We start from the raw sequence: 14,505 nt of genomic DNA, 5'->3' as shown, positions 1-14,505 counted from the left end.
CCATTTCCAGATCCTGCATGTTGCGCCAAGGTCCCTGGCGGTGGACCAACTCGGTCTTGTAGAGGCCATTAATTGTTTCAGCGAGGGCATTGTCATAAGAGTCACCAACGCTGCCGACCGATGGCTCGATCCCTGCTTCAGCCAATCGTTCAGTGTACCGAATTGACAAATATTGCCCGCCGCGGTCGCTATGATGTATCAGCCCGCTTTCTTGAACAGGCCGCCGATCATGCAGGGCCTGTTCAAGAGCATCGAGAACAAAGTCAGTTTTGGCAGACCGCGTGTAGTGGTTCAGATGTGATCTGACAGTTGGCCATTCTTTTGGCGGCGTCTGTCAGGTCAAGTTCAGTTCAGGAACTTTTCCCGCCAGATTTCTTTCCCGTCGATCATAGTTTCGATGGGTGTTCTGCCGCAACACATTTTGCCCTGATGCGTGCGCTCGTGGTTGTAATGATGCAGCCATTCATCGAGATCGGCTTGCAATGCTTCGATGCTGTCGTAGAGCTTTTTGCGGAACGTGACCTGATAAAACTCCTGCAGGATTGTCTTGTGGAACCGCTCGCAAATGCCGTTCGTTTGCGGTGATTTCACCTTGGTCTTCGTGTGGTCGATATCGTTGATCGCCAAGAAGAGTTGGAAGTCGTGTTTGTCGACCCGCCCACAATATTCGGTCCCCCGATCTGTCAGAATACGCAGCACCGGCAGGTCGTGCTCATCATGGAAAGGCAGGACCCGGTCATTGAGCAGATCAGCGGCGGTGATCGGCGTTTTCGTGGTGTAGAGCTTGGCATCCGCGACCTTGCTGTAAGTGTCGACATAGGATTGCTAATAGACCCGGCCAACGCCCTTCAGGGTGCCGACATAGAACGTGTCCTGGCTGCCCAGATAGCCCGGATGAGCCGTCTCGATCTCGCCGCAGGCTTCGTCGTCCAGCTTCTTCTTTTCCAGCGCCTGCACCTGCGCCTCGGTCAGGATGCCGCCGTCTTCGGCCACTTTGGCCTCCAGAGCTTTCAGGCGGGTTTTGAAGTTCGCCAGATCATGGCGCAACCAGATCGACCGGACGCCGGATGGCGAGACAAAGACACCCAGCTTGCGCAGCTCGTTGGAGGTGCGGGCCTGGCCGTAAGCGGGGAAGTCAGTGGCAGATTTGATCACCGCGCCCTCGGTCGCCTGATCCACCCGGTTTGCCAAGTTGGGCTTGCGCCGCGTCCGTTCAAACAACGCCTCAACGCCGCCGTCCTCGACCGCTGACTTGTAGCGGTAGAACGTGTCGCGTGACATGCCCATCACCTGGCAGGCTTTCGACACGTTGCCCAGCTCCTCAGCCAGGTTCAGCAACCCGGTTTTGTGTTTGATGATCTTGTCAGTAGTATTCAACATTGTGGTTTCCTTTTGATGGTTCGGTTTGCACCTCCATCAAAACGGTCAACCATCATCTCATTCAAGAGATGTGCCGCCCTACCGCAGATCGCAGTAGATGTTCTGAGACAACTCAGCCACCAACATGTTGCAATGCATCTGAGGTTCCGTTGGTACGAGATGCGCATGCGGCTTCATTCGCAATTGGACAAACGCGTTATCTTGTTGCGCACGATACCAAGCATTGGACCTGTCACCGCGTCAGCTATTGTTGCCACAGTCGGCGACGCGAAGCAGTTCAAGAATGGCCGACTATTTGCGGCATGGTTAGGGGGGGGTATCTCAAAACTGACGCCACTTAGCCGAAACCGGCCGGATAACCTTTTATCACGTAATCACTGAATTGGAGGAAAAGACCCACTTTGAAAGTGAGCGCCTGAAGGACAAAGGGACGCAAGCTGGATCTCCAAAATGAAATCCCAGCGAGGCCTTTTTGCAGTGAAGATGAGGAAACCAGAACGGGCCATTCCCGTTTTTCTCAAAGTCGCGGCATTGGGACCATAGGGCCACTTACTCATGGCCCTGTGCTCCCTGCATTGATTTGTTAATGTCGCTCCGTCTTATCCAGTTATCTTTCGTCTTAACCACCTGTCTCTCATTCTCTATTCTTAGACCTGCTCAATGGTGAGACCCTGAGCAAAGAGCATAGAACGACAGTCCCCAGCCATTGGCTGAAGCTGTCTCTATGCTCTGGGCGATATTGATCTGCTCAACGGAGCCGACCCTTCGCTTTGAGCCCCAACCTCTTCGCATGTCCTCGCCGGTTGAGTTGACCGCTACTTTCCAGCACTGAAAGAACACTGTGTATGCCGGGGGGCGGGCTTCGGTCTTTCGAACTGCCCTTGGCGTTTGCCCCGTCCCATGGTTCGCCCTTGCGTCTCGAATGCCACCGTTAACCGACCATCCGGCACGAATGCTGCTAGGCCGCGTCGTGCCGGTCTCCAGTGTCGATCAGATCAAGGGTGCTGTTGCTGGCGTCACTGGGCGCAAACATCTCAGCGACCATGCGCTGCATGATCTCGTTTTGCTTGTGACTTGGGTGCCAGTTCTTCCACCGCGCGCGCTTTGCCATGTCGGCGGCAAAGTCACGTTCCCATCGGCTTTCCAATGAGCGGGCCAGTATCGGCATATAGAAAAAGAGGTGTTCGAGGCTGCGGGGCTGGTTCATTGCACCCCCTCCGCCGTGACAGTCCCGAACAGGGCCAGCGTTGCCATGTCATAAGCGTTGTCTTCGCTCAGACTGCGTAGAGCCGCATAGGCCAAGCCAGCGCGCTCAGCCTCAGTGAGGCGGAAAATCAGTAGGACAGTCAGCCCATGCCATGCAGCACTGGTTCCAATGGTGAGCGCGAAACCAACAGCCTTGGCGATGCGCTTGTGGCTGTCCTTCCCGTACAAGGACATTGCGCTTTTGCCTTTAGAGGTGGTATTCTTGCGGGAAGAGCCCAGAAGTTTCTTAATAGTATTGAAGCCGGGTGCAGTTACCGCTGCCCCGGCTTTTTCTTTGGTACTGTCATCACGACAAGGTTTGACAAAAGTCTCGCAAGTCTTTGTTTTCTTGAGCCGGGTTTGACAGGGGTGGCCGTTGTAAGGCTTTGATTTTTCAGCACTTAGGTCGGGATTGAAAATCCTCGTGTCGGTGGTTCGATTCCGCCCCCGGGCACCATTTTTACCAAGTAAAAGCAATGTATTAGGCTTGGCCTCGAATTTTGAAGATGAGCCCAGCTTCGTCTTGGGTATCATTGGGGTAGCAAATAGCTATCATCAGATCGCCGTAGAAGAGTGGCTAACTAGAAAAACAACTCAATCAAACTCGAGCGCGATAAGACGTGGCTTCAAGCTGAAGCGAGACTGACAGGCTGCCGTTTAGCGTGAAAAATCGGGGCTGATTGGGAAAGCCGTATACTCTTACCAAACGATAAGAAGCACCTTTCACTTCAGACACAGAGACTTCGTTGGCCGACACAAAAAATGGGGCGGCTCTACCGCTTGTGGTTGTCTTCACCTCTAAGAAAATTTCACTTCCATCAATTTCAAACGACCTGATGTCATAGCCAAGACCATCCCCAAGTTCTTTGGATACCCAACTTACACGCTTAGCCAATTCACTCTGACCAGCGCGAATGAGCTTTTGAATCTCATATCTGAGTATGAACAGCTCTCCCGATTCCCCCAACTTCCGATTTCGGGCGTCCTTCTCTGCATAGTCCGTCTTTTTTGCACGTGCCTTACCCGGTTCGCTTGCCTTTTTGGGTTTGGTGTCGGCGACTGGCGGTTGTTCCATAATTTGATCGAATTCCCGATCAAGAATATCTTGAATAGCTTCGTCGTCTGGCAGCACAAGTTTCGGAGAGGTAGTCTTATTTGGGGACTTACTATTTTCTGATGTCTGGCCGGCCTGTTCGAGTTCAGTATCGCTTGCATTCATCGCTGCGGCTGGCTTGTTTTGACCAGCGGCCGGAAGCCGGGCCACTTTCGCCTGTACCGTTCCACGAATTTCTTTCTGTGACAACGACCACAGCGGCGGTGCTGTATCTAGTTCGACAGACTCCGCCGCCTTATTGGTTGCATCGAACAGTTCAGCCTCTAAGTCTTGCCATTCGTTCAAAAGCTGTGGGAAATCTGTAAACTTCTCATCGGCAACAGAGAAAATCCCAATATTGTCGACATTAGCTTGAATTGCATCAAGGGTTTCATTCAAAAGGTTTTCCTTGCCCAAACCTGCAAGCCCTTGATCGACCTTCATCAACTCTTGGATCACTTGGGTGCCTTGCGAGCGTGCCGCGCGAGAGAAAATACCCCGAGTTGGGTCGGCCCAAAACAAAGATGCTTTGTCTTTTTTGAATGCGCCAGTTTTTATCTTATTTTCCTCAACGATTGTAACTAAATCAGCTAGCTTAAAATATTGAATGGGTGAGTCCTTAAGATCGAGTCGAAGACCTGTGATCTGTTGGTCAGAGATGTAAGGCTCAAGCAACAGCTTACGTTCATCGCTGTTAAGGGTGTGGATTACTGCTGCGGAGAGATACCTAATCTCCCTGTTGCTCAACTCACGCTTTAAGGAACTCTCCAATTGATTGAGTGCAAACTGGAAGATAAGCACAGTGTTGAACCATCGTTCATCTACCTTAAAGCCGATGTGCAGAATGAAAATACTAGCTAAGCAGTCGAGCGCACGCTCAAGGTTCGGGTCGCTAGGGTTTTCGCGCAGCGCCTTGCCAATAACATATGAATAGAATCCGAGTCTTGTTGCCGGAACGCGCCCCTCAATTACACTTTGCCATCCCGATGGAAACGCAGCGCCTGCGACTTGAGGTTTAACGATACGACCGGAGAGAATGCCTAGCTGGTAAGCTTCCCCGGCTCGCGTTCTCGGCCCAGCCCCTGTATCGCCTACCGCTCCTTGGAACCCACGCAAGCCCTTATGCTCATCTGCTGGTATCGAGGCGAGTGGCCCCTCAAGCCAGTCTACCCAATGATGTTTGATCAGCTCATCAATATAGAAGAACAGGAACTGTGAATTTACCGCCATCGCACCTTGCCAGCATAGAATCTATCTCTTCAAGAAAGATGCCATGCCGTAGGCAGTAAGGGAATGAGTTTTAGGGTTTTACCAAACCAAGTACATGCTCAAATTCAATCTTTCCGCCTCGATCTCCGCGAGGGATGGATGTGCGATGATCTTTGATCCGATACTGGAAGTATTTTTCCCACTTGTAGCCAAGTTCAGTTGCGATGTCTGCGATTGCCAGATGAGTGGGAACATCGATGCCGCGAATTTTGCTGTTCCCTATGATGATGTAGTAGATGCCTCCGGCTTTCAAAGAATTGAATACCGATCTCAGATTCCCTTTCATATCATCAAAAAAAGCTAAAGCTGTCTTGAATTTCACCTCATCGATTGCCTCAAGATCGCCAAAGTGTTTGATCGCAATTGAAGAAATGAATTCATCATCGGTTACTTGGTGGCGTCGAACGCTTTCACCGAGTTGTGCGTTGCGAACTGCGCGAATTGCGGCGTCGTCGGCTGTGCCAATCCATGCGCTTTCCAGCTTGATGCAGCGTGTGTAGTCCATCGCGTTGATGTAGGGGGGCGATGTTATTGCGAGGTCAATTGACTTAGAAGTGCCGAATTCCGTTGCATCCTGCCCTTCCCAGATAATTCCATCACATTTGTGGTCGCTGCTCTGCGCGACTGCTTGTACATACTTTGGCGCAATTCTCAAGAATTCTGCCAGTACGGGCTTGGGTTGTTTCACGTACTTTTTTGAAATGTAAGGCTTGAGGGATTGCCTTTCGGCTTTCGAGCAGGCGCGAATAATGTCGCCGAAAGCGGCCAGCAGAAAATCACGCGCCATTCCCTCGTTGGTAGCATCAAATATTGCAGACTTTAATTTCAAAAGTTCAGAGAAGTTTGTTTCTCCAAACCAGTAATTGATGTTCTTCAGCTCTGGAAGCAGAGCCTTATCGGGCTTCTGGCTATCAACTTTTGAACCTATTTCTAACACCAGTGATTCTAGTTCTTGAATTTCGTCTTGGGAATCCTTCCGGGCGGCCACCGTTGCTATCAATCGCGCGTACGGGTCAACTTCCACTCCATGCACTGAATTTGCGCGGCGAACAGCTTCGATCGCAGTAGTTCCCGACCCCATGAACGGGTCAAGAATACTGAAATTTTCTGCGGTCCCAGAAAAGTCATCTATGATTATCCTGGGTACGAACGCTACGCTTCGACAAGGATACCTGCCTCCGACGAAATGAGGTGATTTTGATAGGCCGCGACTGTTGGGAAACTGGATTTCAGCTCCCCACTGCAGTTCTCTAAACGTAGTTGTGATTTCCATCTACAGTCTCCGGAGAACGACCATGCTTTCGCGCATGTACTTACGGTTGTTCCCCAATTTTTGGTACTGTTGGGAAGAGGGGATGATCCCCCGGTACACTCGGACTTCCTCCACGACATAGCCTTTGCTTCTACCTAGTTCTGCCAATAGAAGATCGGTTGCAATCGCAACGCCGCCATAGAACGAATTTCCCACAACAAAACCCAACTTGGCGTTGCTCCGAAGCCTAGGCTTCAGGTTTGTGAGAAGGTTTCCCAGATCGGCAAAATACCCAGACAGCATACTTCCTATCCTCGGAGACCATAATTTTTGTGTTTCGATGTAGGGCCTGATAATGTCATCGACAACAGGAACCCCAAATTCGGTATATCTATCGGACCAAGTCGCGTGGACGTGAGAGCGAACAGAGGCCTCTCGGAAATTCTTTTGATCCATTTTAGATGAGAAAAAGTCCCCCATCCAAAGTTCCGACATGTAAATTTTGCTATAGTCGAAACAATTTGCATAAGGCGGAGAAGTCAGTACGGCGCTTACGTCCTCAACTTCACTCGGCAGAGCGGAACCTAAGCACGACTGTTGAAGAAATTTAGGTGGAGAAAACCTTGACGTTTGCTCGATATCAAGAGCAAACATCTCCAACTTTTCAAGTATGAAATTTTTTAAGACACGGATGCTATCTTGGCTCGACTCGAGAAAAGAATAATTGGTCTTCTTCTTCACGCCATTACCGGCTTTTCTATGCGTCGAAAACGGCTCGATTGCGGTTAGAAAAGCCAGCTTGAATAGTGACTTTGCCTTAGGGCAGTCAATTTGCAAATAATAGCCTTTCACCCTCATTAGCGCATCCAAAACGACAGGTTCAAAATAGCGGTTGACCGTTTCGTTATCCGGTGTGGGCGCACGCTTATCGAGTGCTGATTTGGCAAACCCCTCAAGGTGGCTCTTGAAGTCATTCAGCTCTGCCGCACTCATTGTTACGGCCTTTGTCCTCGCGACGAAATCAGTTAATGGACTTACATCGTAACCCAATCCACGAAGCCCCTTTTCTCCGGCTACCAGTGCCGTAGTGCCTGAACCTGAAAATGGGTCCAATATCAATCCATCTTTGATCGATACGCCTGCAGTTAGAAAATCCTCTACAAAAGAGGGTGAAAAGCCTTCTTTGTATGGAAACCACCGATGCCTCGGTTTTTGCATCGACTCAATGAAGTTTACGGGCGACCGATAGGTGGTTTTAGTGGATTGCTCATTTACCTGAATGCTCTGCTCAAGTGCGGCGTAGTGACGATACAGGGCACTGATATCAAATAGTGGTTCTACATCATTTTCTGACAGCATGTGAGTTCCCCGTCGCGGCCTTTTTGATTTTGATTGCGCAACGAAAAATTGACAAGCGCGTCGTTGCTTGCAGCACTATCATTATGTCGTATTCTCGTCTCTTGCACAACATGCCGCGCTTACTTATGTCGTGCGCATTGATGGGCTGCGAAGGCATCAACTGCAAGTTCACATGCCTTTTCAACAGATTTGTGGCTATGGGTTAGACCTGAGCACCTTCTGAGCTTCTTGCAGAGCTTTAGACCCCTTCACCCATTGCCAAGGCGAACGCGGCTTGCGGGCTTTCGCCAGTTCGGGGTTCGCCTTGGCGTCACTGGCGGCGGCGCGCAGACGTTCGCGAGCTTCGCGTGGGTCGATCTTGAGTTCTTCGCAAAGGGCTTTAAGCGTGATGATGTCGGACATTTCGATCTCCTAGATTTCTGATGCAGATCGATAAGACGCAGACCGCTTGCATGTCAGGGACAACCCCACAACATCTTTAGCTTCTCTTAGATTGCTGCTACCACTGATCTCGACATGGCAGACGCGGCCATGTTGGGGCTTAGAAACCCCGCACGTACTAGGTCGAGAAATCGACTGAACACCTTTGACCCTATGGTCGGGGTGCCTGTGTTATACAACAGGCCCCGGCTAAAGGCGCAGGGACCGTGTACGTGCGGTTTTCTAACACCCCGATCACCAGTCAATTGCGAGGGCGCTCGCGGATCGGGGTCTGTTGGAACTTTCACTGTCCAATCCTATCGCATGGGATGAGCGCAAAACCCTGCCAGATCGCGCAGGTGTTTACGTCATTGCCCGCGGCAAGCCTGACAACACTGTCTACATTGGGCGAACTTGGGGTGCGAAAGGTATCCGCAACCGTATCCGCACGTTCAATAGGTCAGCTATGACCGGACTGAAAGGACATGCTGGTGGTGTTACCTTCCACGGTGTGTTCAACGGCGACGCATCCGATCTGTTCGTGTCGGTTCACCTGCCGGAAGGTATCGACACAAAGCCGGAAATCTTGCGCCCCTACATCGCCTATGCCGAGCGGCGGCTGATCTGGGAATACGTTCGCGTGCATGGACGGCTGCCAGTATGCAACTCAGAGTGACCTGCAAATAACCCCGAAGGCAGAGAGCCTAAGGCGCGCGCGGCGGCGTTACATTGAGCCAGAGGGCCTCATGACCGAGTTGATCGTTATGTTGCGACACGAGCGCCGCTAAGGCCAGTGCTGGCCCCTGTGCGCCGCGCAGAGCGTCGGCTTTGAGTGTATCGCCCCTCGGTTGTCCCCAGCATGTCTTACCCTGTGTTCTCACCCCTCCGCGCGGGAATTACCCTGACGGGCGACGGTCCCCGATCTTATTGCGCTGGCATTGCAACCAGCCAGCGAGGACATCGGCAATGACCATACGCGCGACATGGACCTTTAACGACCAAACGAAAACCATTTTGGGGAATTGGCACCGCCTGTGGTGCCTACTGTTCGGCCCGCTCTACTACCTGTTCAAGGGGATGTGGTTGTGGGCAATCCTTTCGCTGCTCACGGCCAACGGCCTGTGGATCGGCTTCCCGCTGTACAATCGCGCCATCGTGTTGCGCCACTTTCACCGCAAAGGCTGGGTGCAAGAATGAACATGAGTGCGCCCAACCAACCCGTTTGTTACCCGAGTGGAACCCAGCGAGCGATGCCGGAATACATCGCCAATGCGGACTGCATGAAAAGACTCAGTTATTTGTCCCCGGCTCGAACCCGACAGACTGATACATGATCCTCGTGTCACCCTGAGGCGTCTAGCCCATCGCTAACTGCACCGCTATCGCAAGGCGACCAAATGGAGGATGGGGGGAGGCGTTTTTTTTAACAGCGCGCGCCCTATGGACGGACAAGGTGTCATGCATACTGCCGAGATTTTCAGCTCCTAGCCCCTCCGCAGCCCTTTTTCGCGCTAGCCCCCAGAAAAGCGAAAGACGGACCTGAGCCCGCCTCTCGTTCGTTATAAAAATTATTGTACACGAATTATTATAACGATCAGTCCTCGGCGCTGGGCTGCCCGAGCTTCCAGCGCGTACTTTTTCCCTTGCCCACTTGCTCGATCTCGCCGGACTTTGCCATTTCAGCCCGTAGGGCGTTCAAAGTACCGGCAGATGCAAGGCTCCGGGCTGTCACAGCGCTTTCGACCTTCTCCCACCTGACCGGTTTTTCGGAAAGAAATTCGAGAATAAAAACCCTCGCTGCATCAGTCGCCGACGCGGGTCTACCGACCGTATTTGTCTCGACCCTGCAAACCTCAGCTTCATTCGCGTCTGAGAATTCCACCGGGTGCAGGACCGGTGTTCCGTCGCGGCCTCCACCGAAACGCTCGAAAATTATGGTCTTTCCGAGTTCGCTCGCATTGGCCTTGCCGTGCGCCAACGCGAAGCGCGACCGATCGGTTGGGTCCGTCCCATAGAAAAGCGCAGACCGGATACTTGCAGCAAAGCCGATGGAGCCGACGATCCGGTACAACGGGTGTTCTGCCGACTGCTTGTTCAGGTGGCCAATGGCCAACACTGCACATCCGGCATCTTCCGCGATCTCGGTCAACCGCCCGAGAAACTCGCCTACTTCGTTTTGTCGGTTCATATCTCGCCCACTGCCCATGTAGGCGGTCAGCGTGTCGATCACGACCAGCTTGGGCCGCTCTTGCTCGATGTAACGCGCCATCGCCTCAAGGTTCTCTGGCGACAAAATTTTGAAGCGGTTCATCACCCGGATTTGGTTGATGTCCGCGTTGTTCTCTAGCAATCGCGGCAATGTCACCCTCTGCCAGTTGTCTTCAGCAGACAGCATGAGGACCTTGCCTTTCGGCGCACACTCGTCCGTGAGCGGCCAAGGCGTCCCTGTAGTCACCGCAGCGATCAGTTTGGTCACCAAAAGCGACTTACCCATACCGGGATTACCCGCAAGGAGAGTCACGCCGAAATACGGAATATAAGGATAATACAGGAACTCCATCGGCAAGGGTTCGGTTGTCTTTGGTGGGCCGAACAGGGCTGTGGTGTCCTCAACGTAGTTTCCACTGCTTTGGATCACAGAATGCAGTTCACCCGTTGACAAGGGGGTTTCGGTGAATTCGTCATTCAGCGCTTCCAGCATGGCCTCAACCGCATCTTCGTCCTCAAACCGGCGACGCAGGAAGCAGGAAGTAGAAGAAGAAATCGTTGCGGGCTCCACTCTTGATGACGAGATCAGATGAACTCGATTGCGTCTTTTCATGTCGTCGCCCGGTCTTCTCGGATTTTAGTCTGCTCAGGTTCTTTGGCACTCTGGCCGCGCGATTTGGTGCCCGCGCCGAGTGATTGTAACGTTTGCCGATGGGATGCATGCTGGGCGGCACCATCACCATCCGGCTGCCACCGGTCAAAACGTCGAGTTTTTCACCCTTGAACGTACATCAGAAATCTCACCTTCGTAGTAGAGATGATAGCCGCGTCCGGTGAAGACTTTGACGGTATCGGGGAGGTCGAGGCGCTTAACTGCTTTTCGCCCTTCATCTCCATCGACATCGACGACCGTTAATCCCTCAAGGGCTATTGCGAGATTTGCATCCGGGTGCCGCCGCAGAGCTTTTTGAACCGCTTCGATATCATCGGTCGCGCTATGAACGCCGTTTGGGAAAAACTTGGGCAAAGGGTGTTTGCCCGGAGACGCGCAGCCCTCGCGCTTGCATGAACAGCGCCCGTCTTCACGAACGCCATATGTTAAAATCACTTTCCGACCTGCCGCAATTTGCGCCTTAGCAGCGGATAGCATCGTTTGGGAGCGCATCAATTTAGACACGCGATATTGTCGTCGCATGGAGTCACCTCAAGACATTCTGGGGGGAGTGAGAGGGGCTCGAACCCCTCTCGACATTTCAATATTTGGTCCAAAGCCAATCATCGCTTTCGACTTCCACCTCGGAAAAGGCATCGAACAACACTTCAGCTGTGAAAGGGGGAAGACCGGGGCGATGTATCAGAGAGCCCGGTACATAGAGCAGCTCATCATTGGGGTTTGCGAGCCGGTGAGCGCGAGACAGGCCCGCGCAATCCAGCATCTCAACCATTTCCTGGAGTTCCATTGCGCGGGGCAATGGGGCGAGAAACTGATACGCCGAGGCCCCAATCCCCCAAAACATCGTTGGACATGGAAAGTAGTCGAACGGATGCTCGCCTACGATTGTTTTGAAGCCCAATCTGGTTCGATTTGAACGCACACCTCGTTTCCAAGGCACCGGGTCAAACATCACGTTGTGGTCAGTATGGGTTGCCAAATCAAGCAACACATCTGCCATTGTCATATCTTCAGTAGGGCTTAGAAAGTGCTCGGCCTCGATGTCGCCATGAGGTGATACGGCACAAACTCGCACGCGGTTACTGGGCGAACAATCACCTACCTTTTGTAGGAAGATTTCGGCCTCGACTGGCCACCCATATAGTTCAGGATGCTGATGGTAGTAGTGTTGAATCCATCCCTTGTGGATTGATTTCTTCCACCCGTATCCGTCAGTTTTGACTTTGAATTCAGTTTCGGAAAGCAGCACTGCAGGCTGCGTTGATCGCATTTCGTCCATGAGACGACTCCTTTAAGATTTTGTGATGATTGTCGGCTGAGCGCAGGTTAGTATTCAGCGTAATGTGTTCGGGCACGTTCCGTGTCACGCTCGGCCAACCACGCCTGAATCTCCGACATGAACCATGCAACTGTGGTGCCGCCGGGGCGGCATCTTCGCGGAAATCGACCGCGCGCTTCCCAGCGAAGCAAGGTAACGTTGGAGACCTTTATACCCATGCGCTTCAGGTCGTCGCGCGTCGCTAATGTTTTCGAAAGTATTTCATCTGTCATCTTCTATCCCTTTCATGACTAAGGGAACCGGTTCCTGAGATGACTGTGACACAGGTAGAAAAGCGTTTCATTTCAATTCAATGAACGAAACGGGGGCGTTTTTTTGCGTTTGGTTCAATCACGATGCGAGTAGCGTGCGACAGCCTCTTGTATTTGCGTGTTGAGCTTCTCAACGCTTCGCTGCGAGGCGGTTGACTTGGGATATTGGACGGCCAGAAACGGCTTTGATGCTTCACGTATAAAATCAGGGAATAAACCGTCGATGTCTTCTCTGAAGGCAGTTCTCTTGACGTGCTCAATTCCGACAATGTCGATAAAGACCTCGGTCATGGCATCAACAACAAGCTGCAACGTTTGGGCGTGGTTTGTGCCTCCCTCGATCTTCTCTGTTGATTTTTCGACGGCTCCCAAGAGTTGGCGTAAATCTGATATCGCGTTGCGCGTAAGTTCCGCACGCCTGTGCATCTCAAATGCAGGATAAACCCTCGTGTTGCCCTCACCGTCCTTGATTGAAACCGTGGCCACGTGATCAGTCGCCTCATCAAGATGGCCGACGACTCGTCGTAGAGAGATGTCCAATTTGTCAGCCCAGATGTATTTTTGGGCCGGGGTTGCGGCTCCGCCCACGAAGCCCAACGTAACTGTTAAATACTCTGCCGTGGCAGCCAACTGAAACCGAAGGCGTTGAATGGTGTCTTGGTCGGAAATTCCGACTTTGGCGGCGATGTCTTGGCAAACTTGTTCGGTGTATAGCTCTGTCCACGGATTGCCACCCGAAGGATACTTGTATTCGGCGCAATCAACCCAGCGATCTGGCGACACTATATCCAGCAGATTGCGGATCATTCTTGGTCTTTGTGACTTCTTCGATACGCTCATTCCACTTGTCCAATGCCTCGCGTTTCTCTTCCGCATATGAATAGACATTGTAGATTGCTGCCACGCCTGAGACCACACCCGTCTTGTGGTTTAGCAACGCTTCGGTCACGGGTTGTGGCACGCCGAGTTGGGCCATGTTGGTGGACATCGTGCGGCGCAGGTCATGGGGTGTCCAAGGTTCGGCATCCTTGGGAAGCGATTTATCGAGACGCCTTTTTAACCGGCCAAATCCAGAAATCGGCGTGGTCCCTTTCGTAGTAAACACGAGATCCGAACCGAGAAACTTCGGCACCCTGCGCAGCACGTCCAGCATTGCGTCGGTGAGAGGTATGGTGTGCTGCCTGCCATTCTTGGCGCGCTGGGACGGGAGTGTCCACAGCCGCTTTTCGAGGTCGAGTTCAGACCAGCGCATCTCGGCGACTTCGGCGCGCCTCTGGCCACTTAGGATCAACAGCTTCATGCAATCCCCGAATGGGTAGCCTTCGTCATCACAGGCCTCCCACAGCACGCCTAGCTCATCGTCCGATAGCACGCGCTCACGAGGCTTTTCTTTCGACGGAGGTTTCATTCCAGCAATGGGGGAAGCGTCGATAATGCCGCGCTCGACACTCCAGCTCATCAGATGCTTGAGATGGGCCAATGCACGGTTCACGCCGATTGGCGCAGATTTCTGAATTATGTCGCATGCTTTCACCACATCTGCGCGTTTGATCTCGTCGATCCGTTTTTCGTGCAGGGTGGTAAACTTAGCCAACTGAGCTTCTTTGCGCTCGTGGTCGCGGTTGTGAACTTTGGCATGCTTCTCAATGTAGTCTGGGATCACGTCGCCCAGCGTCGGTTTCGTTTCGACCTCTATGCCGGTGTTCTGTTCGAACTTACCTGTTTCCACTTCATAAAGGACTTGCCTCGCTCGTTCCCGGGCATCGTTAAGGGAAAACGGCCCAAACTGGCCGATGGTCAGTCGCTTCATTTTCCCGTTTATGCGCTTGTGAAAGCTGAATGTCTTGGTGCCGGACTTGTTCACACGAAGGACCAAACCGGGAACCACCGTGTCACGGTAATCTTCCCGCTTGGCTGGGTTTGGCTTTCTGGTCTCGATGAACTTAGTGGTGAGTTTCTGTATCATAGGTCCATGATAAGAGACTGAGCATTGCCTCGTCAGGGACAATCCTAGAC

Annotated in this window: 14 protein-coding genes and 3 pseudogenes; 3 read left to right on the top strand and 14 right to left on the bottom strand. The window is 52.4% G+C overall.

Translation table 11 applies throughout. From position 1 onward, the window contains the following. Positions 1–277 (bottom strand): annotated as a pseudogene (locus tag B4968_RS20465) (DDE-type integrase/transposase/recombinase); the annotation flags it as partial. Between the two features lie 68 nt (positions 278–345). Beyond that, positions 346–1,380 (bottom strand): annotated as a pseudogene (locus B4968_RS20460) (IS481 family transposase). Between the two features lie 204 nt (positions 1,381–1,584). On the opposite strand from B4968_RS20460, the pseudogene B4968_RS23305 reads away from it, so the two are divergent. Further along, a pseudogene (locus B4968_RS23305) lies at positions 1,585–1,692 on the top strand (transposase); the annotation flags it as partial. Positions 1,693–2,338: 646 nt separating this feature from the next. Here the strand turns inward: B4968_RS23305 and B4968_RS20450 are convergent. The 6 genes from B4968_RS20450 to B4968_RS20420 form a co-directional block, all read right to left on the bottom strand. Further along, positions 2,339–2,587: a hypothetical protein gene (locus B4968_RS20450; RefSeq protein ID WP_083101113.1), complete on the bottom strand. Its 249-nt coding sequence runs from the start codon at positions 2,585–2,587 to the stop codon at positions 2,339–2,341. After that, complete coding sequence (locus B4968_RS23300) at positions 2,584–3,159, bottom strand: hypothetical protein (RefSeq protein WP_139792941.1); 576 nt, start codon at positions 3,157–3,159, stop codon at positions 2,584–2,586. The genes B4968_RS20450 and B4968_RS23300 overlap by 4 nt, the downstream gene beginning before the upstream one ends. A gap of 64 nt (positions 3,160–3,223) precedes the next feature. Beyond that, a complete protein-coding gene (locus tag B4968_RS20440) occupies positions 3,224–4,948 on the bottom strand; it encodes a protein NO VEIN domain-containing protein (protein WP_083101111.1) in 1,725 nt (574 codons plus the stop codon). Positions 4,949–5,018: 70 nt separating this feature from the next. Next, positions 5,019–6,260 (bottom strand): hypothetical protein, encoded by a 1,242-nt coding sequence (locus B4968_RS20435; RefSeq protein ID WP_083101110.1) that lies wholly within the window; start codon positions 6,258–6,260, stop codon positions 5,019–5,021. Next, positions 6,261–7,598 (bottom strand): DNA methyltransferase, encoded by a 1,338-nt coding sequence (locus B4968_RS20430; protein ID WP_083101109.1) that lies wholly within the window; start codon positions 7,596–7,598, stop codon positions 6,261–6,263. Between the two features lie 195 nt (positions 7,599–7,793). Beyond that, positions 7,794–8,000, bottom strand: coding sequence for a hypothetical protein (locus B4968_RS20420; protein ID WP_083101107.1), 207 nt, complete (start codon positions 7,998–8,000; stop codon positions 7,794–7,796). A gap of 313 nt (positions 8,001–8,313) precedes the next feature. Between B4968_RS20420 and B4968_RS20415 the strand changes: the two genes are divergently transcribed. Together B4968_RS20415 and B4968_RS20410 are read left to right on the top strand one after the other, a co-directional pair. After that, the gene (locus B4968_RS20415) at positions 8,314–8,694 is read left to right on the top strand and encodes a GIY-YIG nuclease family protein (protein WP_083101106.1); all 381 of its coding nucleotides are present in this window, start codon (positions 8,314–8,316) and stop codon (positions 8,692–8,694) included. 290 nt (positions 8,695–8,984) lie between these two features. Beyond that, complete coding sequence (locus B4968_RS20410; protein WP_083101105.1) at positions 8,985–9,215, top strand: hypothetical protein; 231 nt, start codon at positions 8,985–8,987, stop codon at positions 9,213–9,215. Between the two features lie 397 nt (positions 9,216–9,612). Here the strand turns inward: B4968_RS20410 and B4968_RS20405 are convergent, their stop codons facing one another. The 6 genes from B4968_RS20405 to B4968_RS20380 form a co-directional block, all read right to left on the bottom strand. After that, entirely contained in the window at positions 9,613–10,839 is a 1,227-nt protein-coding gene (locus B4968_RS20405) for an AAA family ATPase (RefSeq protein WP_083101104.1), read from the bottom strand. Positions 10,840–10,983: 144 nt separating this feature from the next. Beyond that, positions 10,984–11,421: a bifunctional DNA primase/polymerase gene (locus tag B4968_RS20400; protein WP_083101103.1), complete on the bottom strand. Its 438-nt coding sequence runs from the start codon at positions 11,419–11,421 to the stop codon at positions 10,984–10,986. Between the two features lie 58 nt (positions 11,422–11,479). Further along, a complete protein-coding gene (locus B4968_RS23295) occupies positions 11,480–12,178 on the bottom strand; it encodes a hypothetical protein (RefSeq protein WP_139792940.1) in 699 nt (232 codons plus the stop codon). Between the two features lie 47 nt (positions 12,179–12,225). Then, on the bottom strand, positions 12,226–12,450 hold the full coding sequence (locus B4968_RS20390) for a helix-turn-helix transcriptional regulator (protein WP_083101101.1): 225 nt from the start codon (positions 12,448–12,450) through the stop codon (positions 12,226–12,228). Positions 12,451–12,564: 114 nt separating this feature from the next. Beyond that, on the bottom strand, positions 12,565–13,296 hold the full coding sequence (locus tag B4968_RS20385) for a hypothetical protein (RefSeq protein ID WP_083101100.1): 732 nt from the start codon (positions 13,294–13,296) through the stop codon (positions 12,565–12,567). Continuing rightward, complete coding sequence (locus tag B4968_RS20380; protein ID WP_083101099.1) at positions 13,250–14,455, bottom strand: tyrosine-type recombinase/integrase; 1,206 nt, start codon at positions 14,453–14,455, stop codon at positions 13,250–13,252. Before B4968_RS20380 ends, B4968_RS20385 begins: the two co-directional genes overlap by 47 nt. Positions 14,456–14,505: the final 50 nt, after the last annotated feature.

This window comes from Pseudophaeobacter leonis, assembly GCF_002087335.1.
Lineage (GTDB): Bacteria > Pseudomonadota > Alphaproteobacteria > Rhodobacterales > Rhodobacteraceae > Pseudophaeobacter > Pseudophaeobacter leonis.
The sequence above is the reverse complement of the archived record's forward strand: the minus strand, read 5'-3'. Positions and strand labels throughout refer to the sequence as shown.